The following is a 21,918-nucleotide window of genomic DNA, read 5'->3' as shown; positions in this document are numbered from 1 at the left end:
CGTCGGGCCAACCGCGCGGCCGGAAGGCCTTGTTGACGGGCCGTCCGGATTGGGCCACATTGAGCCCGGGGATTCAGGGGGGAATCACATGGTTTCTGCGTACGCGGAACTGGAAGGGCGGATGCGCGACCGGCTCGGGGGCAGGGAGTGCCTCTACGTGCCGTCGTGCCGCTTCGGTCTGTATCTCGCGCTGCGCCACTGGTGCGAGCCCGGCGGCCGGGTGCTGATGTCACCGGTCAACGACGACGTCATCTTCTTCGTCGTGCTCGCCGCCGGACTCCGCCCGGTGCAGGCGCCGCTCGACCCCCGGGACGGGTCGATCGACACGGCGGCCGTCCCCGAGTCCGTCTGGCGCGGCCTGTCCGCGGTCCTCACGACCAATCTGTACGGGAACCCCGACCCGGCACCGGAGCTGCGGGGCCACTGCGACCGGCTCGGCATCCCGCTGATCGAGGACGCCGCCCACGCGATCGGCTCCACGGTCGGCGGGCGCCCGGTCGGCACGTACGGCGAGGCCTCCGTCTTCAGCCTCTCGAAGCACACCGGCGCCAAGACCGGCGGCTTCGTCGCCCTCGCCGACCCGGCACTGCGCGAGGAACTCGCCGCCGCCCGCGACGCGTTGCTCCACCCGACGCGTGCGATCGGCGAACTCGCCTACCTGGCACGGCCGTACGCGGAGGCCGCCCTGCGCGGGACGCGCCTCGTCGGGCCCGCGCGCGCGGCGGTGCGACTGCTCGGGAAGGAGGAGCGCGAGGAGATCCGGATGCCGCTGCGCGCCGACGAGCTGCGGCGGGCCCTGCCGGCCGCGCCCTCGCTCACCCCCTTCCACTCCTGGGTCCGGGTCGACATGCACGACTACCGGCTCCGGCCGGGCCCGGGGCGGCTGCGCCGCACCACCCGCCGGCTGGCCCGGCTCGACGACGTCCTCGCCTCCCACCGCACGGGCACGGCCCGGCTCCTGGCCAGCGAGTACGGCCCGCCGTCGGCCGCGGACGAGCCGCCCCAGCCGCTGTTCCGGGTGCCGCTGCTCGTCGAGGACCGGGACGCGGCGATCGCCGCCCTCGCCCGGCACCGGATCACGACCGGCTACATCTACGACCCGCCGCTCGACACCTACGCGGGCGAGGCGTTCACCGACCTCTCCCCCGCGCCGGAGGCCGCCGCCCGGTTCGCCCGGCACGCCCTGCCGGTGGACCCGCGCCGCGCGGACGAGGTCCTGGGCGTGCTGCGCGCGGCCGGGACCCGCCCCGCCCGCCTGTCGGAGGCCCCCGGCGGCGCCCGGTGACCGACACCGTACGACTGCGGGAGACGGACGACCCTGCGGCCGGGAAGCCCCCGGCCGCTGCCGCCGTGCCGGAACCCGCCGGAAGGACGGGTGGCGAGAGCCACCCGGAGAGCAAGAGCCACGCGGACCACTCCGGCGACTCCGACCACGCCAGCGACTCCGGCGAGAACTCCATGTTCCGCAACGCCTACGCGCTGATGCTCTCCACCGGCGTCTCCGCCGCCCTCGGCCTCGGCTTCTGGCTGGTCGCGGCCCGCTACTACACGGAGGAGGCGGTCGGCCAGGGCTCCGCCGCCATCGCCGCCCAGCGGATGCTCGCCTCCCTGACGGCGACGACGCTGACCGGCGCGGTCGTCCGGTACGTGCCCCGGGCGGGCCGGGCCACCGGGCCGCTCGTCGTCCGCCTGTACCTGGTCAGCACGGCCGTCGTGGGCGTCGCCTGCGGCGTCTTCCTGCTCACCCTGGACTGGTGGGGACCCTCGTACGCCCCGCTCGGCACCGTGTCCGCCGGGATCTTCTTCACCGCCGCCAGCATCGGCTGGGCCCTGCTCACCCTCCAGGACGCGGTCCTCACCGGGCTCAGACGGGCCGTCTGGGTGCCCGTCGGCAACGCCGTCTTCTCGCTCGGCAAGCTCGTCCTTCTCGTCGTCCTCGCCGTCGGCCTGCCGGTGCTCGGCGTCTTCGTCTCCTGGGCCGCGGCCATCGTGCTGTCCGTGGTGCCGCTCGGCTGGCTCGTCTTCCGGCACCTGATCCCCCGGCAGGCGCACGCCGACCGGGACCGCGAGCCGCCCTCCCTGCGCGAGATCGGCCGCTTCCTCGCCGGGGACTCCGTCGGCTCGATCTTCAGCCTGCTGATGATCAGCCTGCTGCCGATGATGGTCGCCGTCCGCTTCGACGCCGCCCACAACGCCTTCTTCTACACGGCCTACACCGTCGGCGGCACGATGGAGTTCATGGCCATCAACATGGCCTCCTCGCTCACCGCGCACGCCTCGCACAGCCCCGAGTCCCTCGCCGAGGGGGTCAGGGGCGCGCTGCGCCGCATGGTGCTGCTGCTCGTCCCCGTCGTGCTCGTCCTCGTCGTGCTCGCGCCGGTGCTGCTCACGCCCTTCGGCGAGGAGTACGCCGAGAACGGCACGACCGTGCTGCGGCTGCTCGCCGCCGCCGCGCTGCCCCGGGTCGCCGTCGAGCTGTACATCGGGGTGCTGCGCGTCCAGGGCCGTACGGGCATGCTCGCCGCGCTCCAGGGCGTGATGTGCGTCCTGGTGCTCGGCAGCGCGGTCTTCCTCCTCGGGCCCTTCGGCATCGCCGGCGCGGGGTACGCCGTCCTCGGCTCCATGATCCTGGTGGCGGTGGCGTCCGTGCCGGGCCTGCGGGCCACCCTCAAGGGCCGGGAGCCGGCCGAGGGCGCCCGGGCCGCCGCGCGGGTGAAGGAGCGCGCGGAGGACGGGTACGGCACGAACTGGGCGCGGGAGAGCGCCTATCTGCGCGGGACGCACGACTCGGTGACGCCCGCGTTCGGGATCCCCGTGTACGTGCCCCGGCAGCGCGCCGACGAGCCGGCGGGCCGCTCGGCGCGGCCGGGGCCGGACGCGCGGGCGGCGCGGGCACGGGAGGCGGACCGGGCCTCCGCGGTGGAGCGCGCGGCGATCGGGCTCTGGCTGCTCCTCGGCCTCTCCGCCGGGCTCTTCTGGTTCCCGCTCGTGGGCTCCGGCGTGCTCGACGTGGAGCGGCTCTCCGGGACCGGCCTGCTGACCGCGCTCCCGCCCGTCACGCTCCTCGCGGGGCTGCTGCTCGTCGCCCTCCAGGGCGCCGCCGTCGGTCTCCGTGTCTTCCGCCCGGCGTTCGCCGGAACGGTCCTGCTCGCCACCTTCCTCGCCCTGCACACCGCCCCGCCCCTGCTGGGCCTGCGGCCCGCGGCGGCCGGCGGCCCGGGCGCGGATCTCCTCGGCGAGGCCGCGGGACCGGCGGCGGTGGCGACCCCGATCGTGCTCCAGGCGCTGTGTCTGCTGCTCGCGGCCCTGCTGCTGCGGGTGCTCGGCGTGGGCGAGCGGGTCACGGCGGGCGCGGTGTGGGTGCTCGTCTGGGCCGGGTGGGCGGGGCAGCAGGCCTTCGCCGCCGCCCCGCTCCCGCTCTTCCTCGGCCTGGCCGGGGCCACGATGGCGGTCTGCGCCTTCCGCGGCCTGGCGGCCGGCCGCCGCTGACCCCCGCCGGGGGTCAGCGGCGCGGCAGGGGCTGTGTGAAGTAGGGGTCCTGCCCGGCGATCCGGTAGCCGTCGAGCCCGGGACCGGAGTCGACGGTGAGGTCGCAGCCGGGCCCGGGGACGGCACGGTTCCAGTGCACGTACGCCTTCGCCTCCGGCAGCGTCGGCGCCACCTTCGGGATGGCGGTGTACCAGTCGCGCTGCCGCTCGGGCCGCTTCGGGTCGGGGGCGGTGGAGAACTCGGAGAGCATGACGGGCTTGTCGGCGGAGACGTTCTTCCGGAGCCAGTCGTAGCTGGGGCGCTGGCTCTTGTCGAAGTCGAGCCACTTCGTTGTTCCGTGGCACAGGTAGTAGTTGTACTGGTCCATGCCGATCCAGTCGACGTAGTCGTCGCCGGGGTAGAGCTGCTTCATCGCCGTCGCGCTGCCCAGGTAGCCGGAGACCGTCCACACCCAGACCACGTTGTCCGCCCCGAGCTTCCTGAACCGGTCGTGGAGGTGGCGGTAGGCGGCGACGTACTCGGCGGGTGTACCCGCTCCCTCCTTGATCCGGGCGTCCGCCTCCTGGTCGAAGGAGAGGAAGACCCGCTTGCCGTAGGCCTTGATGCGGCGGATCTGCGGGTCGAGGATCTCGGTGTCGTACTGCCCGGAGGCGAGGTTCTTCCAGCCGAGCTGGGTCTCGGTGTATCCGGCGTGGTGCGGTTCCTTCCACACCGTGGACTCCCAGGCGAGCATCAGCAGCCGGTCGCGGCCGAGGACCTGCTCGTCGGGGGTGAGGAGGGTTCCGTCGAGCTCGTTGCCCGACATGTCGTGGTAGGTGTAGACGAGATCGAGGCGCCGGCCGATCTTCTCCTCGAAGGCGCGCACCGGCCGGACGAGCGAACTGTCGTCGTCGTACGGGATGTACGCGCCCCACCAGGCCCCGCAGGGGGCGACGAGGCGGGCATCGGAGGCGCACCGGTCGTCCCCCTCGGCGACCGTCGCCCACACCCCGATGCCGGCGGTCAGCGCGCCGACGGCGGCGAGCGCCACCGCGAGCCGCCCGACGGCCCCTCCCCTGGCGTGCTCCCCGCTCATCGGCCCCCACCGGGCCCTCGTTTGCGGAACCGGAAGGATCCGGCGCCCTCGGGTTCGACCGCGCCACGGGTGGCGGCGGGCAGTGGCAGGCCCGGCAGGAAGGCGACGGCGGTGGAGAAGGCGGCGAGCGGAACGAGGAAGGCGGTCACGGAGAACCCTTCGACGAGGAAGAGGAAGGTGGCGGCGAGCGAGGCGAGGGAGAGGCTGATCGGTGCGGCCAGCGCGAAGGCCTCCAGGCGAGCGCCGGGCCGCAGTCCCTGCCGCTGGGGATGGAGCAGCGCGAGGCCGGGCCCGAGGCAGACGAAGAGCAGCACGGGCAGCCAGCGCAAGGGCGAGCCGCCCGGCAGCAGGGTCGCCGCGAAGGCCACCCATCCGGAGACCGCGACGACTCCTCTGATCCGGTTCTGGGTCATGTTCACGAGGCACCGCCTGAGGTGGCCGAGGTTTCGGTGGAAGCCGGGGTGTACACGAGGACGATCCCGTACGGGTGTTCCTCGACGGTTCTGAAGAGCGGGGACGCCTTCAGTCGGTCGCGCAGGACCGCGAAGCCCCCCGGCGGCAGCAGGCCCTCACCCGCCGTGTAGATGTCCTGGGTGCGGGTGAGGACGACCCGGGCCTTCGCACCGGGCGGAATCCCCTCCGCGAGGTAGCGGGCGGGATCGGCGAGCATCTTCTCGTTCTCCGGCAGCTCCTGCTCGGCGAAGAACCAGTGCTCGACCTCGTCGTAGCGGTGCAGGGCCTGCGGGAAGGAACCGGCCGTGGCGAGGAGCAGGCCCCCCTCGGGCAGCTGGTCGATGGCCCGGGTGACCAGCTGCGTCTCGGCGGGCGGTGTGTAGTACATCGCCTCCTTGCCGTAGTACGCGGGGAGGAACCCGGCTGTCAGGACGACGAGGGAGAAGGGCAGCGCGATGGCCGCGGTGCGGCGCAGGGCGCGACCGCCACGGCTCCGGTGGGCGCCCGCGGTGGCGGGCACCAGCGCCGCCGCGGCGAAGAAGGCGGCTCCGGGCAGTCCGAACAGATAGACACGGAAGAGCATTTCGCCGCCGTAGTCGTTGACCGCGAAGAGCGGGACCGGGGCGATCGAGACGAGCAGCAGTGGCAGCGCGCTGCGCGTCAGCCGACGGCGGCCGAACACGGCGATCCCCGCGAGCACGACGACGAAGAGGGCCATCGCGATGCCGGCCCGGCCCGCCAGTTCGGGTCCGGGTCCGGTGAGCTGGCCGGCGTATCCGGCACGGGAGTTCTCGGTGAGCCGGCCGATCGAGTCGCGCAGCGTGCCGAGCGTCTCCAGGAACAGCGGCCGGCCCATGGTGAGGTTCCAGGTCAGCATCAGCAGCCCGGCGACGACCAGCAGACCGTAGTTGCGGTAGCGGCGGGTGAGAGCGAGAACGAACAGCGCGGCGCAGAGCATGATCGGTGTGAGCTGGTGGACGGCGTTGATCGCGAAGATCACCGGGGAGATGATCACCACGCAGATCGCTCGCTGGCGCAGGTCCGTGGGTGGCGGCACGGCGGTCGCGGCCGGGTCGAGATACGCCCGGTCGCGCAGCCTTCCCGCCGAGCCGGGCCGTACGAAGTGCCGCAGCACTACGGCGAGTACGGTCAGGTGGAGGATGTACGCGAGGCCCTGCGGCGCCAGATAGTCCTGGCCGACCCAGTTGGCGAGCTGGAAGATCCAGACGGCGGTCCACACCAGCCGCCAGTCCTCGGCGAAGGTGCGGTAGATCAGCACGAGCACGGGCAGGGCGATCAGGCCGAGGACGATGGGCGCCCAGTTGAGATAGTCGGTGGCACCCTCGACGCCGAAGGCGCGGACGAGCGCCGCGTTCAGCGTGAAGAAGCCCGGCCACTGGTCATAGGCGGACATGTTCCCGGACAGAGCGGCGCTCGGGCGCAGTTCGCCGACGCCGAGAATGGTGTCGACGACGGCGTCGTGCTTGGAGGCCCAGGGGTAGCGCACGGAGTCGTACAGCACGGCGGGAGGTGCTTTGAGTGCGACGAGCAGCGCGACGCAGTAGGCGAGGGGCCAGCCGGGCGAGGTCCCGGCGCGCCGCAGCGCCATCAGGAATCCGGCGGTGAGCACGAGCAGGGCGGCATAGAACGCGGCGGGCAGCCGGTCCAGGAGGCCGTAGTCGTCCATGGTGCGGAAGTCGATCGCGGGCAGGGCGAGCACCCAGAGGCCGAGGCCGAGCACCAGAAGGGCGGGTGACAGCCAGGCGGGGTCGGGCACGGTGGTGCGGCGCGCCGGCGGCGCGGGGGTGCCTCCGCCGGACCTGGTCTCACGGCCCGAGGCGGCGGGCTGGGCGGGAACGCCCACCTCCCTCGCCGGCGCTGGCCCCTGGTGGTGCTGCTGCACGACGCCTTCTCCCCTACTGTCCCCTTGGTGAAGCAAAGGAACGTCCTTCGGTTGTGTACGCACATTCGATCTGCGGCCTCGGCACCGGAGTTGACGGCCCTGCCGGACCGCTGGGCCCGATCCTTCGGCTGCCGCGGCTCAGCCCGCGAACTCCGGCCCGTTGAGCACGGCGCGGGCCCTGCGGTACATCCGCCAGCCGACCGTGGGCAGCGAGTCCGGGTAGGGCGCGGCCTTCGCGCCGCGGCCCGCCATCCACTGCTCGATGTCGGCGACGGTGTGCCCGCGGCGCAGGATGAGCCGGGCGATGCGGTAGATCTCGTCCTTCTCGGAGCTGAGCGCGTGCCGGACGGCGACCGCCGAGGTGTACCCGGCGGCGGCGACGGCCCGGCGCACGGCGGGGCTGTTGTAGCCGTGCGGGTAGGCGAGGTGCCGGACCTCGCGCCCGAGGACGTCCTCCAGGACCACCTTCGCCTCGCGCAGTTCGCGCCGCAGGAGGCCGGGCGTGAGGGTGTCGAGCTGCGGGTGGGTGACGGTGTGGGCGCCGACCTCCATCCCGTACTGCTCCAGGCGCGGGGCCTGGGAGAGGGTCATCATCGGCGCGGGCGGGAGGAGGCAGGGCCGGCCGGGGGTGATGGCCCCGGTGGTGAGGTACGCGGTGGACGGCAGCTCGCGGGCGGCGAGCGCCTCGGCCGTCGGCCCGACGAGGTCGGCGAAGCCGTCGTCGAAGGTGAGGACGACGGGGCGGGGCGGCAGCGGGGCGCCGGCGGCGAAGTGCGCGGCGAGGGCGCCGACGGTGATCGCGGTGCGTCCGCTGGCGACGATCGCGTCGAGCTGGGAGGCGAACTCCTTGGGCGAGACGGTGAATTCGGCGATCCAGGCCGGGGGGTCGTCCATCACCGCGTGGTAGAGGAGGACGGGTATGCGGGTGTGGAGGGGTGCGCACGTCATCGGGCCGCCGCCTTCCGTGAACCGGCCTGCACACGGGCCTTCGCCCGGGCCTTCGCGTAGCCGATCGGGCCGTAGAGCATGCCGCGGCGCTCCAGTCGGGACAGGCTGCGGGGCCAGGGGTGGTGCTGGGTGCCGTGCTCGCCGGGGACTCCGCCTTCGGCGGCCTCCCCCCGCTGGGCGGTCATCGTCCGCGCGTACGCGAGGCCGCGCGGCAGCCGGGACAGCAGCGCGGGGAGTGTGCGGGGGCGGCGGACCAGGGTCGCGGTGAGGTACGCGGTGAGGCCGGCGCCGTAGCCGTACGCCTGGTTCCGCAGGTCCTGCCAGGTCTCGCGGTGGTGGTGCCAGACGAGCGCCTCGGGCGTGTAGCGGAGCCGGAATCCGGCGGAGAGGACGGCGACGAAGGCGTACAGGTCGTCGCCGCCCTTGGCCGGGGTCCCGGTGCCGGTCGCGGGGTCGAAGCCGCCGGCCTTCTTCAGTGCGCCCGCCCGGAAGGCCATGTTGGCGCCCGAGCCGAAGCTGCCCGCCGTGAACGGGAAGAGCGGCTCGTCGGCGGGTGGTTCGGCCGGGTCGTACAGGCGGGGAGCGAAGCCCTTGGCGAAGCCGCCGTGCGATTCGAGGAGGACCTGGGCGGGGGTGCTCAGCCGGGCGGGCAGGATCAGGCCGGTGACGCAGCCGAGGCCGGGGTCGGCGGCGAAGGGCTCGGTGAGGGCGCTCAGCCAGTGCGGGTCGGCGATCACGTCGTCGTCGGTGAAGGCGAGGACCTCGCCGTCGGCGGCCGCGGCGCCGGTGTTGTGGGCGACGGCGAGTCCGGGGGTGTCCTCACGGACGTACCGGACGCGGTCGGCGTACTTCCCCGTGACGAGGTCGTGGGTGTCGGTGGTACGGGGCGCGTTGTCGACGACGATCAGCTCGTGGTCGGGGTGGTCCTGGGCGAGCAGCGAGTCGAGGGCGCGGGCGAGCTGCTCGGGGCGCTCGCGGGTGGCGACGACGACGGAGGTACGGGGCGGGGTGAGCCCCTTGCGGGCCCGGGCGAGGAGGTCGGGCCGGGTCAACGGCCGGGCGGCGGCGAGGCGTTCGGCCTCGGTGCGGGGCCCGGCCGACGCGAGCCGCTCGCGGGCGAGGGCGGCGAGCACCTCGGCGGGGTCGTCGCCTTCCGCGACCGCGCCGAGGACGGTGGCGGCGGGGCGCCCGTCGACCCGTACGAGCGCGTAGACGTCACCGGGTACGAGCGCAGGCCCGCCGGGCGCGGGCCGGAGCGCCAGGACGGGCCCGTCGGGCGCGGCGAGATCGAGCTCGGCGACGGAGAGGGAGGTGGAGCGGGAGAGAGCGTGGGGTGGTGGGCTGCTCAACGGGGATCCCCCAGGGAGGTACGGCGGCGGGAAGGGCTCGGCGACGGGGAAGGCGGTGGGTGGGGGTGGGGGTGACCGGCAGGCCGGGGCTAGCGGTTCCCCCGCAGCCGGGCGACCTCGTTGAGCGCGGTCCGCGCCCGGGCCGCGAGGGCGGGACGGCTGCGGACGAAGCTGTGCGCACGGCGGGCGGGCTCGCGCCCCAGCCAGTGCAGGGCGGCCCGCGCGCCCGGGACGAAGACGGCGCCCTCGCTCACTGTCAGCTCCCCCGTCTTCAGCGCGTCCTTGTACTCGGCGTCGCCGCGCCCCAGGTCGAGCATCCCGATCCCGGCGGCGGCCGCTGCCTCGGCCATCCGCAGATGGAGGACGAGGCCGGGCGAGTACTTCGCGAACTCGGGGTCGTAGGAGGGGAACCAGCAGGAGAGCACGGTCGAGGACCGCAGCCCGAAGTGGGCGGCGATGGGCCGGTCCCCCACGTACAGCACGGACAGGACGCCGGAGCAGCCGGGCGTGCGCTGCTCGTGGAGGCGGCGGACGAGGGTGTTGATCCACTCCTTGGCGAAGCGGTCGCCGCGCCCGGTCCTGCGGTACTGGGCGGACTTCCACTCCATGAGGGTGCGCAGGGCGGCCGGGTCGCGTTCGTCGAAGACGAAGCGCACCTCGCCGTCGGCCTGGCGGCCGAGCTTGCGTTCCTTGGCGAGGGTGGTCCGGAGGAACTTGGGCGACTGGACGCGCAGCAGCGCCTCGTAGGCCGCGTACCCCTCGCCGACGTCGATCACGGGCGAGGCGAAGGACTCGGCGGCGGCGCCCTCGAAGACGGGCTGGCCGTCCTCCAGGTTGTCGAACTCCCACATCGCGATGCCGCAGGCGCGCAGGACCGCGCGCGAGGCCGGGCGCAGTCCGGGCCGCAGGACGGCGCCGTGGCTGTCGGAGACGCCGAAGCCGATGGGCCGCCCCTGCCCCAACGGCCCCTTCTCGTACGGGAAGAAGCCGACCGGCTCGTCCCCCTCCCACCACACGGCGACCCGTGAGCGGGGTCGCACGGCGGCGACCGTCTGGGTGAACTCCGGTTCCATGAAGGGGTTCGCGGGCGCTCCGGACTTGGCCCGCAGCTGCCGCCATGCCTCGATCTCGCGCTCGCTCAGCTCCCCGGGCCTCACGATCCGCACACGAAAAGCACTCATCCCGCCGACCCCCCGGTCTACCCCCTGAGTACTGCCTGGACAGGACGGTACCGGTCCGAACCCCTCCCCGGCAGGCATACTCGTCCATTCCGTGGCCACGCTGCGAAGCGGCGGTCACGCGGGGGCGGAGCGGGACAAGAGACGGATGGGGCAGGGAAGTTGAAGATCATCGGGCAGGGCAGGACCGCGGACGTCTACGCGCTGGACGGGGAGCGGGTCCTGCGGCGGTACCGGGACGGGGACGACGCGACCCGGGAGGCGCGGGTGATGACACGGCTGGCCGGGCACGGCTATCCGGTTCCGGCGGTACTGGACGCCGAGGGGCCCGACCTGGTGATGGAGCGGCTGACCGGGCCGTCGCTCCTGGACGCGCTCCTGGACGGTTCGTACGAGCCGGAACCGGCGGGCGAACTCCTCGCGGAACTCCTCGCCCGCCTGCACGCCCTGCCGGACACCCGTCTCGCACACCTGGACCTGCACCCGGGGAACGTGGTCCTGACGGCGGCCCGTGGCCCGGTCGTCATCGACTGGCAGACGGCGGAGGAGGCCCCGCCGGGCCTGGACTGCGCCATGTCGGCGCTGATCCTCGCGGAGGTGGCGGTCTCCCCCGCCCCGTACGCCCCAGGAGCGCACGCGGGCCTCGCCGCCCTCCTCACGGCGGTCCGCACCCCGCTCCTCCCCCACCTCCCGGCAGCCCGCGCCCGCCGCGCGGCGGACCCGAACCTGACGGCGGGGGAGATCGCCGCACTGGCCGGCGCAGAGGAGTTGGTACGAGCCCTGGCGGGCTGAGCCCTCGCGTCGCCGCGGAACGACCGCCGTCTCGCATACCGGTCGCCGGTACGCGCCAATGATTGGCCGAAACGGCGACGCCCCCGTCTGAGTATCCGCCCCCCGCCACCCCCGCGTACCCCACCGGAGAGCCCGGACCGCACCCGACTTCGGCGAACACGCCGCACAGGTAGGGCAGTTGGCCCCCGCACACCCCGTGACGTCGCCGAACGCCCGCTCCGGAGCGGGCCACGAGCACCTCTGCCGGCGAGCGCGGAATTCGGGCGCGCATCATGTCGGCAGCCCGGGTGGCACGCATGAGTACGCGTACTCATTCGGGTCTGAGGCATGCGGCTCGCCCACCAGAAGGGGAGTAGTTGATTCCGGTCGTGGATTCCTTGCGTGGTTGTGAAGGCGCACCTAGGGTCCGGGACCGTCGATCACCACGGGTCGACATTGATGAATGGGAACACCTTGCGAAGAATCGCGTTACCCGTCATTGCCGCCGTGTCCGTCGCCCTGCTGCTCCCGCAGCAGTCCTCGGCAGCGATCCAGGTCTCGGCCCCGGCCACGGAAGTGCCGGAGCAGCCTGCCGCCGCCGGCGAGATCGGCCCCATCGGCCCGGGCACGTACGAGTCGGCACCCGACCAGTACCGGATCATCGAGAACGACGTGCCGAGCGGCCTGATGACCCGCAGCCACCTCGTCACGGGCGAAGGCGCCGGTGCGGCGCAGGCCCTGGACGCGCCTGCGAACCGCCCTGACCTCGGAGTGTTCGGGCCGAGCTGGACGGCCGAGTTCCTCGGCGGCCAGCTCAACCGCGAGCTGACCCACGGATCCGGCGCCATCACGACGACCGACCTCGGGGTCGACGAGTCCGTGCGCTACGGCCTGACGTGGTCCATGGACCGCCCCGACGGCGGCAGCCTCAGCACGTACACCGCCCCGGACGGCTCCACGCTGGTGGAGAGCAGCATCTGGGACGATGCGGCCGGCGAACTGCGCACCACCATCACCGAGACCGCCAACATCGACCTGGCGACGGCGCCCGAGGGCGACGACGTGCCGGTGAACGCGCTCGGCGAGCCGATCCCCGCCGCCGACCTGAAGCCGACGCTGGTCTGGAAGCAGGTGAACGGCTCCGGCAGCACCTGGCGGGTCACCAGCGTCGGCACCGAGGCGTTCGGGAAGTCCACGGCCGAGTACGACGCCCAGGGCCGCGTGCGACAGGTCGACGAGCCCGCGCGGGGCGACTACGAGGCACAGTCGGTGCGGGTCACCTACGCGTCCGCCACCACCGCCGCCGGCAGCACGCTGGGCGACGTGGCCGGTCAGGTCAAGGAGATCACCACCTCCTCCGGGGCCACCGTGCAGACCCAGGCCCGCTACGCCTACGACCACACCGGTCTGCTCCGTCGCGTGACCAACCCGGCCGCCGACGTCGAGCTGAACACCTACGCCTACGACGCCAACGAGCGCCTGTCGGTGGCCACCACCGACGAGGGCGCCCGCTGGGAGCTGACCTACGCCGGTGAGACGGCCGCTCCGCAGGCGACCGAGACCACCGGCACGCTGCCCGAGCCGGGCGGCGAGGCCCCCGGTGCGCCGAGCCAGAACGAACCCGAGGGCCAGGCCCCGGCGGCGGAGGACTTCCTCGGCTCCGAGATCGAGGACCCGTTCGCCTACCCCGCCAACTGCAACACGTCGGGCTCGTGGATGTACTACTCCGGCTCCGGCTGCTCCACGAAGGTCGCGCACTACGGGTGGAAGAACCCGTCCTGGAAGACCACGAAGGCCGGATGGAAGGTGCGTGGCATCGACCACGACCACTGCACCACCTCTCCGGACAAGCCGGGCGGCTACGACTTCCGGCCGGCGTGCGACTCGCACGACTACGGCTACGGAACGGTCGGCAACGCCTACAAGGGTTACCGCTACTACCTGGACAAGAACAAGGGCCTTCAGGTCGACGCCACGTTCTGGAACCAGACGTACAACGGCGTGTGCCGTGGCTACTTCTGGAAGGGCGCCTGCCGCCTCGCGGCGAACGTGTACCTCGGTGCCGTGATGGTGGTCGGCCGCGTCAAGAGCGGCGCCAACGCCACCTGATCCGGCCCCTCCTCCGGACCGTGTGAGCACCCGGTGGCGGTCGGCGGGATTCCGCCGACCGCCCCCTCTTTCTCCTTGTTCTCCTTCTTCTTCTCTTTCTTCTTCCTGGAGTCATACGTGAAGAGACCCGTCTGGGGCGTGCTGGCGGCCGCCACGGCAGCGATGCTGATCACCGCGCTGCCCACGCCCGCCGGCGCCGCCCCGGTGAGCGCCGCAACTTCCGCCACGGAGTCGGATCCCGTCCCGCCTGCTCTGCTCGACCAGGCCCAGTCCGACGGCACCGTGCGCGTCAACGTCGTCACCGACCGGCGCGTGGACCTCGCCTCCGCCGCCGAGGCCGGCGAAACCCTCGTCACCTTCGACACCCTGCCGATGGTGACCCTGCGCGTCGACAGCGCAGGTCTCCAGGAGTTGAGCGCCACGCCCGGCGTCGTCAGCGTCACCGAAGACGTCGCCGTCCCGCCCTCTCTCGACGAGTCCACCGTCACGATAGGCAGCGACAAGACCGCCTCGGCGGGCAGGACCGGCGTCGGGAGTGCGGTCGCCATCCTCGATACCGGCGTCGACGTCGACCATCCGTTCCTCTCGGGCCGCGTCACGACCGAGGCGTGCTTCTCCGTCAACGAGCCGAGCACCTCCACCACCAGCCTGTGCCCCAACGGCGAGATCCAGCAGGAGGGCCCCGGCAGCGCCGACACCTCGGCCGGACCGTGCGCCGCGCTCGGCGCCGCCTGCTCGCACGGAACTCACGTCGCCGGGATCGCCGCCGGTGACGGAACGGGCGTCAGCGGTGCACCGGCGCGCGGTGTCGCCCCGGGCGCCGACATCATCGCCATCCAGGTGTTCTCCAAGGTCAACTCCGCGGCCCTCTGCGGCCCCGGCAACACCCCGTGCCTGCTCGCCTACACCAGCTCGACGGCCAAGGCACTGGAGAAGGTCCTCGCGCTGAGGAAGGCGGGAACCGACGTCATCGCCGCCAACCTGAGCCTGGGCGGCGGGCGCTGGGCGGCCGCATGCCCCGACGACCCCCGCCGCAAGGCCATCGAGGACCTGCTCGCCGCGAACGTCGCCACGGTCGTCGCGGCCGGCAACAACGGCTACACCGACGCGGTCAGCGCCCCCGGCTGCATATCCTCCGCCGTCACGGTGGGCTCCACCACCGACGACGACCAGCTGTCCACGTTCACCAACCGCGGCGCGCTGCTCGACCTGCTCGCACCCGGTACCGCCATCGTCTCCTCGGTTCCCGGCGGCGGATTCGCGTCGAAGAGCGGCACGTCCATGGCCGCACCCCACGTCACCGGCGCCCTCGCCGTCCTCCGCCAGTCCTTCCCCGAGAAGCCCGTCACCGAGCTGGAGGCGATGCTGAAGAACTCGGGCGGAGATGTCACCTACACGGGCGCCGTCACACCTCGGATCCAGCTCGACGCGGCGGCCCTCGGCACCGGCGGCGGGGGAGGCACCGACCCCGACCCGGAGCTGGTCGAGTGGTACGACTGGACGGAGGTCGCCATTCCCGGCACCGGGACCGCCGAGTCGGCGATCGAGGTCAACCAGGACCGGCCCGCACCGTCCAGACTCCAGGTGTACGCCGACGTCCACCGCGCGGGAACGGGTGACCTGGCGCTCGATCTCGTCGCCCCGGACGGCTCCGCGTACCCGCTGCGGCGGGTCTACCAGCCCGACACGCTCACAGAGATCCACCAGCTGTTCGAGGTGGATGCGAGCGCCGAGCAGGCGAAGGGCACCTGGAAGCTCCGTGCCACCTCGGCCGGTTCGAGCGGCTGGATCAGCGGCTGGGACCTGCGCTTCCCCTGGTTCGACAACTGGACCGAGACGGCGATCCCCGACAACGCCACCGTCGAGTCGTCGGTCGTCGTCGGCAGCGCGCTCTCCGGCAACGCCCCGACGGCGGTCCGCGTCTACGTCGACATCTGGCACGACTGGCGCGGGGACGTGAAGCTGGACCTGGTCGCTCCGGACGGCCGGGTGTACCCGCTGCGAGCCGCGGCCCCCAAGGAAAGCGGCAACGTCATCAGCGAGACCTACGTGGTGGACGCGAGCGCCTCACCCGCGAAGGGCACCTGGAAGCTGCGCGCCCAGGACGTCGCGCAGGGAGACACGGGGCTGATCAGCGGCTGGATGCTGACGCTCTGACGGCACCCCGCCCTCGGTGTCCCGGTCCGTCCCCAGCGACGGCCCGGGACATCGGCTACGGCTTCCGCTTCACCTCGGTGATCCGCACGTCCTCCGTCTCGGGGACCCCGAACGGTTCGGCGAGAACCTGGTCGGGGGTGCCGGTGATCTCCAGGACCAGGTGGCCGCCCATGAAGCGGAGGTCGATCCGGGCCCGGGGCGAGCCGCCCTGGTCCGGCATCCGGTGGATGCGGGACGGCGGGTAGTCCAGGCTCGTCAGCTTCTTCTGCAGCGCCGGGTAGTCGGCCGGGGCCGCGCCGTCGAATGCCGTGCGGACGCGCTCGGCGTGCGCGTCACCGGTGCACTTCTCGACGTCGGTCAGCGGGACTTCCTCGACCGGACCGGACGTGGTGGGGGCCGGCTTCGGGGCGGGCGGCGGCTCGGGGGCGTCCACGGGGACCGAGAGGTCCCCGGGCTCCTCCGGCATCGGCTGACCCGGCTGGTTCTGCGGCGGGACCGACTCCTCCGGACCCGGGGAGGGCGGCTCGGGCAGCCCACCGGGCACACAACCGTCCAGGACGCGGGAGAACAGGGCCAGGAAGCGCAACTCCGGGTCGGGGTGCGCCGCCAGGTCGTCCGAGGGGAGGGACCGTGTCGGAGTCGGCGTCGCGGCAGGCTTCGGCTTCGCCGAGGCGCCGACGGCCGCCGCGGACACCTTGGCGGGCGGCTTGCCGGTGGCGTCCGCCGTGCCGCAGGCGGTCAGGGCCATGCTGCCGAGTGCGGCGGCCAGGACGATCTTCGCGAGGCGGTTCGGAGTTCTCATGCAGGAATCATGCGAGCGGCAGCGGGCCGCCCACATGAGTACCGGTACTCAACGGTACGCGCGAGACAACCCACCGCCACTGCGTCGTTGTGACGCCTCGTCATGCGTGTCAGACCGTGCGGACGCCCTTCCGCCAGACCTCCGCCACCAGCGGTACGCCCGGGCGGTACGCCAGGTGGACGTGGGAGGGGGCGTCGAGGACGGTGAGATCGGCGCGGGAGCCGACCGTCAGGCGGCCGACGTCCGTGCGGCGGAGGGCCGCCGCGCCGCCCGCCGTGGCGGACCAGACGGCCTCGTCGGGGGTCATGCCCATGTCCCGTACTGCCAGGGCGATGCAGAAGGGGACGGAGGACGTGAAGGACGAGCCCGGGTTGCAGTCCGTGGAGAGGGCCACGGTCACGCCCGCGTCCAGGAGGCGGCGGGCGTTCGGCCACTGGGCGCGGGTGGAGAACTCGGCGCCGGGGAGGAGGGTGGCCACCGTGTTCCCGGAGGCCAGGGCGTCGACGTCGGCGTCGGTGAGGTGGGTGCAGTGGTCGGCGCTCGCCGCGTCCAGCTCCACCGCCAGCTGCACGCCGGGGCCGTACGTCAGCTGGTTGGCGTGCACCCGGGGGTGCAGGCCCTTCGCCTTGCCGGCGGTGAGGATCGCGCGGGCCTGGTCGCCGTCGAAGGCGCCCTTCTCGCAGAAGACGTCGACCCAGCGGGCATGGGGGGCGCAGGCGTCGAGCATCTCGCCGGTGACGAGCTCGACGTAGGCCGCCGGGTCGTCCGCGTAGTCCGGGGAGACGATGTGCGCGCCGAGGTACGTCACCTCGTCGGTGTGCTCGGCGGCGATCCGCAGGGCGCGGGCCTCGTCCTCGACCGTCAGGCCGTAGCCGGACTTCGTCTCGAAGGTGGTCGTGCCCTGGCGGAGGGCCTCCGCCATGAAGCGGGCCACGTTGGCCGAGAGGGCCTCGTCGCTCGCCGCCCTCGTCGCCGCGACCGTCGTGCGGATGCCGCCCGCCGCGTACGCCTGGCCCGACATACGGGCGTTGAACTCGGCAGTGCGGTCGCCCGCGAAGACGAGGTGCGAGTGGGAGTCGACGAAGCCGGGGATCACGGCCCGGCCGCCGGCGTCGACCCGATTGTCAGTGGCGGGTGTTCTGCTTGATTCACCGACCCAGACGACCCGGTCGCCGTCGATGACGACGGCCGCGTCCTGGATCAGGCCCAGAGGACTGCCATCACCGAGGGAGGGATCGTTCGTGACGAGACTGGCGATGTTGACGATGGCGGTGGCGGTCTTCGCCACGGCGCTGTTCGCGCTCGTGGGGGCGGAGGTCGCCGCCGGGTTGTTCGTCGCCGCGGGGCCGGTGTTCATGATGAGGGGTGTCTCCTTCAGCCGCGCAGGGCGGCGATCGAGTCCGCGAGGGCGCCGGCCACGTCCGGTACGGAGTGGTGGACCCCGTCCCGTACGACGTGACGGCCGGCCACGACCGTGTGACGGACGTCCGCTGCCGACGCGGCGAATACCGCCGTCTCGGCTGCCAGACGCGGTAGCGGTCCCGCTGTCCTGACCGTGTCCAGGGCGATCGTCGTGAAGTCGGCGAGCGCGCCCGCCTCCAGGGTGCCCGCGTCCGCCCAGCCGAGGGCTGCATGGCCGTCGACGGTCGCCGCGCGCAGGAGTGCCGCCGCCGTCCAGTGACCTCGCGTGCGGGTGCGCAGGCGCTCGTTCAGCTCCATGGCCCGCGCCTCCTCCAGGAGGTCGATGACCGCGTGGCTGTCGCTGCCCAGGGAGAGCGGGGAGCCGGCGCGCTGGAGGGCGACCGCGGGGCCGATGCCGTCGGCGAGGTCGCGTTCGGTCGTCGGGCACATGCAGGTGCCGGTGGTCGACGTGCCGAGGAGGGCGATGTCGCCGTCCGTCAGGTGCGTGTTGTGGACGCCGGTGGTGCGGGGCCCGAGGACGCCGTGCTCGGCGAGGAGCTGGGTCGGGGTGAGGCCGTGCGCCGCGAGGCAGGCGTCGTTCTCGGCGGTCTGCTCGGAGAGGTGGACGTGGAGGGGGGCCTCCCTGTCCTGCGCCCAGCGGGCCACCGTCGACAGCTGGTCGGCCGGGACCGCCCGTACGGAGTGGATCGCCGCTCCGATGCGTACGCCGTCCCGCTCCTTGAGCGCCGAGACCCGCTCGGCCCACTTCTCCGCCGTGCCGTCGGTGAAGCGGAGCTGGTGTTTGTCGGGCGCGGCGCCGAAGCCGGAGGAGAGGTAGGCGGTGTCGAGGAGGGTGATGCGGATGCCCGCCTCGGCCGCCGCGGCGATCAGGGCCTCGCCCATCGCGTTGGGGTCGGCGTACGGGGTGCCGCCGGGCGCGTGGTGGAGGTAGTGGAACTCTCCGACGGAGGTGATGCCGGCGAGCGCCATCTCCGCGTACACGGCGCGCGCGAGGGCGAAGTAGCTGTCGGGGGTGAGGCGCTGGGCGACGGTGTACATCACCTCGCGCCAGGTCCAGAAGGTGCCGGAGCCGACCTGGACGGTGCCGCGCAGGGCGCGGTGGAAGGCGTGCGAGTGGGCGTTGGAGAGGCCGGGGATCGTCAGGCCGCGCAGGACGACCGCGCCCGGGGGCGGGGTGTCGACCCCGGTGCGGACGGCGGTGATGCGGCCGTCCGACACGGCCAGGGTCACGCCCGGCTCGACGTTCGTGTCGAGCCAGGCGTGCTCCAGCCAGTACGTGGTCAGCGACACGCCAGGCCCTCCAGTACGTCGGCGAGTGCGAGGACCCCGGACACGCAGTCGTCCTCGGCCGCGAATTCGGCCGGGGAGTGCGAGACGCCGGTGGGGTTCCGTACGAACAGCATGGCGGTCGGGATCGATTCGGAGAGGATTCCGGCGTCGTGTCCCGCGCCCGTGCCGAGGACGGGGACCTTCCCGGTGGACCCGGTCTTCTCGCCCAGGAGGCGGGACAACTCGTCCCGCAGCGTGTGCGAGAAGTCCACGACCGGGGTGAAGGACTCCCGGACGACGGTGAGGTCGATGCCGTGGCGCTCGGCGTAGGCGCGGGCCTCCGCCTCGATGCCCGTGACGACCTTGTCCAGCGCGCCCTGGTCGGCGGCGCGGGCGTCGAGCCAGCCGCGGACGAGGGACGGGATGGCGTTGACGCCGTTCGGCTCGACGGCGATCTTGCCGAAGGTGGCGACGGCGCCCGCGAGTTCGGCCTCGCGGCGGGCGGCGAGGACCGTCTCCGCGTAGGTGAGCATCGGGTCGCGGCGGTCGACGAGCCGGGTGGTGCCGGCGTGGTTGGCCTCGCCGGCGAAGTCGTACCGCCAGCGGCCGTGCGGCCAGATCGCGGAGGCGAGGCCGACGGAGTCCCCGGACAGGTCCAGGGCACGGCCCTGCTCGACGTGCAGTTCGACGAAGGCGCCGATGCGGGCGAGCCGCTCGGGGTCCGGACCGATCCCCGAAGGGTCGTACCCCGCCGCCTCCATCGCCTGCGGGAGGCTGATCCCGTCGGCGTCGCGGAGCTCGTACGCCTGCTCCTTCGTCAGCCGGCCCGCGGTGAGGCGGGAGCCGACGCAGGCGAGGCCGAAGCGGGCGCCCTCCTCGTCACCGAAGTTGACGATGGCGAGCGGCCTCTCGAACACGGCGCCGCGCGCGCGGAGTTCGTCGAGCGCGGCGAAGGCGGAGACGACACCGAGGGGGCCGTCGAAGGCGCCGCCGTCGGGGACGGAGTCCAGGTGGGAGCCGGTGACGACCGCGTCACCGGCCGTCGGGTCGCCGAGCCAGGCCCACTGGTTGCCGTTCCGGTCGGTCTCGACGTCGAGGCGGCGGGCCTCGGCCTGCATCCGGAACCAGAGCCGGCAGTCGGCGTCGGCCGCGGTCCAGGCGTAGCGGCGGTAGCCGCCCGAGGCGTCGCTGCGGCCGATGGGCCGCAGCGAGCGCCACATGGCGTGGAAGGTCTCGCTCACGCGGAGGCCTCGGTGCCGGAGGTCTCCTCGTCGGAGCCCTCGCGCATCGGGACGCGGACGCCCTTCTCGTCGGCGACCCGCTCCGCGATGTCGTAGCCCGCGTCGACGTGGCGGATGACGCCCATGCCCGGGTCGTTGGTGAGCACGCGGCGGATCTTCTCGCCGGCGAGCGGGGTGCCGTCGGCGACCGTGACCTGGCCCGCGTGGATGGAGCGGCCCATGCCGACGCCGCCGCCGTGGTGGAGGGAGACCCAGGAGGCGCCGGAGGCGACGTTGACCATGGCGTTGAGCAGCGGCCAGTCGGCGATGGCGTCGGAGCCGTCGAGCATGGCCTCGGTCTCGCGGTACGGGGAGGCCACCGAGCCGCAGTCGAGGTGGTCGCGGCCGATCGCGAGGGGTGCGGCGAGGGTGCCGTTGCCGACCATGTCGTTGAACATGTCGCCGGCCTTGTCGCGCTCGCCCTGGCCGAGCCAGCAGATGCGCGCCGGGAGGCCCTGGAAGTGGACGCGCTCGCCCGCCATCTTGATCCAGCGGTGGAGGGACTCGTTCTCCGGGAAGAGCTCCAGGATCGCCTTGTCCGTCTTGTGGATGTCGGAGGCCTCGCCGGAGAGGGCGGCCCAGCGGAAGGGGCCCTTGCCCTCACAGAACAGCGGACGGATGTAGGCGGGGACGAAGCCGGGGAAGGCGAAGGCCCGGTCGTAGCCGGCGAGCTGCGCCTCGCCGCGGATCGAGTTGCCGTAGTCGAAGACCTCGGAGCCGGCGTCCATGAAGCCGACCATGGCCTCGACGTGCTTGGCCATGGACTCGCGCGAGCGCTGGGTGAAGCCGGCCGGGTCCTTCGCCGCCGCGTCGGCCATGTCCTCGAAGGCGATGCCGACGGGGAGGTAGGCGAGCGGGTCGTGGGCGGAGGTCTGGTCCGTCACGATGTCGATCGGGGCGCCCTCGGCGAGCATCTGCGGGAGCAGCTCGGCGGCGTTGCCGAGGAGGCCGATGGAGAGCGGGCGGCGGGCGTCGCGCGCCTCGACGGCGAGCTGGAGGGCGTGGGCGAGGTTGTCGGCCTTGACGTCCAGGTAGCGGTGCTCGATGCGGCGCTCGATGGCGCGCGGGTCGACGTCGATGCAGATGGCGACGCCGTCGTTCATCGTCACGGCGAGCGGCTGGGCGCCGCCCATGCCGCCGAGGCCGGCGGTGAGGGTGATCGTGCCGGCGAGGGTGCCGTTGAACTTCTTGGCGGCGACGGCGGCGAAGGTCTCGTAGGTGCCCTGGAGGATGCCCTGGGTGCCGATGTAGATCCAGGAGCCGGCCGTCATCTGGCCGTACATGGTGAGGCCGAGGGCCTCCAGGCGCCGGAACTCCTCCCAGTTCGCCCAGTCGCCGACCAGGTTGGAGTTGGCGATGAGGACGCGCGGCGCCCACTCGTGGGTCTGCATGACGCCGACGGGGCGGCCGGACTGGACGAGCATCGTCTCGTCCTGCTTCAGCGTGCGCAGCGTGCGGACCATGGCGTCGTACGAGCGCCAGTCGCGGGCGGCCTTGCCGGTGCCGCCGTAGACGACGAGCTTGTCGGGGTGCTCGGCGACCTCGGGGTCGAGGTTGTTCTGGAGCATCCGGAGGGCGGCTTCCTGCTGCCATCCCAGGGCGCTCAGTTCCGTACCGCGTGCTGCTCGGACGGGGCGGGGTCCTGACATGGGGGTGCCTCCTCGAATGTCGATCAGATATTCACATCTTGGCGCGCTGAATAGTTGTAGTCAA

16 protein-coding genes are annotated in these 21,918 nt (G+C 73.0%); 5 read left to right on the top strand and 11 right to left on the bottom strand.

Going from position 1 to position 21,918, the window contains the following annotated elements:
* Positions 1–88 precede the first annotated feature (88 nt).
* Entirely contained in the window at positions 89–1,285 is a 1,197-nt protein-coding gene (locus SGA01_RS27780) for a DegT/DnrJ/EryC1/StrS family aminotransferase (protein ID WP_141299508.1), read from the top strand.
* Entirely contained in the window at positions 1,282–3,489 is a 2,208-nt protein-coding gene (locus SGA01_RS27775) for a lipopolysaccharide biosynthesis protein (protein WP_141299506.1), read from the top strand. Before SGA01_RS27780 ends, SGA01_RS27775 begins: the two co-directional genes overlap by 4 nt.
* Positions 3,490–3,502: 13 nt before the next feature.
* Here the strand turns inward: SGA01_RS27775 and SGA01_RS27770 are convergent, their stop codons facing one another.
* The 6 genes from SGA01_RS27770 to SGA01_RS27745 form a co-directional block, all read right to left on the bottom strand.
* A complete protein-coding gene (locus SGA01_RS27770; protein WP_174867523.1) occupies positions 3,503–4,564 on the bottom strand; it encodes a glycoside hydrolase family 26 protein in 1,062 nt (353 codons plus the stop codon).
* On the bottom strand, positions 4,561–4,977 hold the full coding sequence (locus SGA01_RS27765; protein WP_229918510.1) for a hypothetical protein: 417 nt from the start codon (positions 4,975–4,977) through the stop codon (positions 4,561–4,563). Before SGA01_RS27765 ends, SGA01_RS27770 begins: the two co-directional genes overlap by 4 nt.
* A 2-nt stretch (positions 4,978–4,979) precedes the next feature.
* The gene (locus SGA01_RS27760) at positions 4,980–6,920 is read right to left on the bottom strand and encodes a hypothetical protein (RefSeq protein WP_229918504.1); all 1,941 of its coding nucleotides are present in this window, start codon (positions 6,918–6,920) and stop codon (positions 4,980–4,982) included.
* 138 nt (positions 6,921–7,058) lie between these two features.
* Entirely contained in the window at positions 7,059–7,868 is an 810-nt protein-coding gene (locus SGA01_RS27755) for a polysaccharide deacetylase family protein (RefSeq protein WP_141299502.1), read from the bottom strand.
* Positions 7,865–9,217, bottom strand: coding sequence for a glycosyltransferase family 2 protein (locus SGA01_RS27750; RefSeq protein WP_141299500.1), 1,353 nt, complete (start codon positions 9,215–9,217; stop codon positions 7,865–7,867). Before SGA01_RS27750 ends, SGA01_RS27755 begins: the two co-directional genes overlap by 4 nt.
* Positions 9,218–9,306: 89 nt before the next feature.
* On the bottom strand, positions 9,307–10,398 hold the full coding sequence (locus tag SGA01_RS27745; protein WP_141299498.1) for a GNAT family N-acetyltransferase: 1,092 nt from the start codon (positions 10,396–10,398) through the stop codon (positions 9,307–9,309).
* A 159-nt stretch (positions 10,399–10,557) separates the two neighbouring features.
* Here SGA01_RS27745 and SGA01_RS27740 point away from each other — a divergent pair, with 159 nt between their 5' ends.
* From SGA01_RS27740 to SGA01_RS27730, 3 genes are all read left to right on the top strand, one after another.
* Positions 10,558–11,187: a phosphotransferase gene (locus SGA01_RS27740; protein WP_141299496.1), complete on the top strand. Its 630-nt coding sequence runs from the start codon at positions 10,558–10,560 to the stop codon at positions 11,185–11,187.
* 486 nt (positions 11,188–11,673) lie between these two features.
* On the top strand, positions 11,674–13,275 hold the full coding sequence (locus tag SGA01_RS27735; RefSeq protein WP_229918505.1) for a phospholipase A2: 1,602 nt from the start codon (positions 11,674–11,676) through the stop codon (positions 13,273–13,275).
* A 117-nt stretch (positions 13,276–13,392) separates the two neighbouring features.
* Positions 13,393–15,432 (top strand): S8 family serine peptidase, encoded by a 2,040-nt coding sequence (locus SGA01_RS27730; protein ID WP_141299494.1) that lies wholly within the window; start codon positions 13,393–13,395, stop codon positions 15,430–15,432.
* A gap of 55 nt (positions 15,433–15,487) precedes the next feature.
* On the opposite strand, the gene SGA01_RS27725 is transcribed toward SGA01_RS27730, so the two are convergent.
* The 5 genes from SGA01_RS27725 to hutU all read right to left on the bottom strand — a co-directional run bounded on the left by SGA01_RS27725 (position 15,488) and on the right by hutU (position 21,854).
* Entirely contained in the window at positions 15,488–16,234 is a 747-nt protein-coding gene (locus SGA01_RS27725; protein WP_141299492.1) for a hypothetical protein, read from the bottom strand.
* Between the two features lie 109 nt (positions 16,235–16,343).
* Positions 16,344–17,591, bottom strand: a complete 1,248-nt coding sequence (gene hutI / locus SGA01_RS27720; protein WP_229918506.1) for an imidazolonepropionase — start codon at positions 17,589–17,591, stop codon at positions 16,344–16,346.
* A gap of 17 nt (positions 17,592–17,608) precedes the next feature.
* Entirely contained in the window at positions 17,609–18,946 is a 1,338-nt protein-coding gene (locus SGA01_RS27715) for a formimidoylglutamate deiminase (protein ID WP_141299489.1), read from the bottom strand.
* Positions 18,937–20,166, bottom strand: a complete 1,230-nt coding sequence (locus SGA01_RS27710; RefSeq protein ID WP_141299487.1) for an allantoate amidohydrolase — start codon at positions 20,164–20,166, stop codon at positions 18,937–18,939. The genes SGA01_RS27715 and SGA01_RS27710 overlap by 10 nt, the downstream gene beginning before the upstream one ends.
* Positions 20,163–21,854: a urocanate hydratase gene (gene hutU / locus SGA01_RS27705; protein ID WP_141299485.1), complete on the bottom strand. Its 1,692-nt coding sequence runs from the start codon at positions 21,852–21,854 to the stop codon at positions 20,163–20,165. The genes SGA01_RS27710 and hutU overlap by 4 nt, the downstream gene beginning before the upstream one ends.
* Between the last annotated feature and the right edge of the window lie 64 nt (positions 21,855–21,918).

Origin of the sequence: Streptomyces gardneri, assembly GCF_006539185.1 — a bacterium.
In the GTDB taxonomy this organism is placed as follows: Bacteria; Actinomycetota; Actinomycetes; order Streptomycetales; family Streptomycetaceae; genus Streptomyces; species Streptomyces gardneri.
The sequence above is the reverse complement of the archived record's forward strand: the minus strand, read 5'-3'. Positions and strand labels throughout refer to the sequence as shown.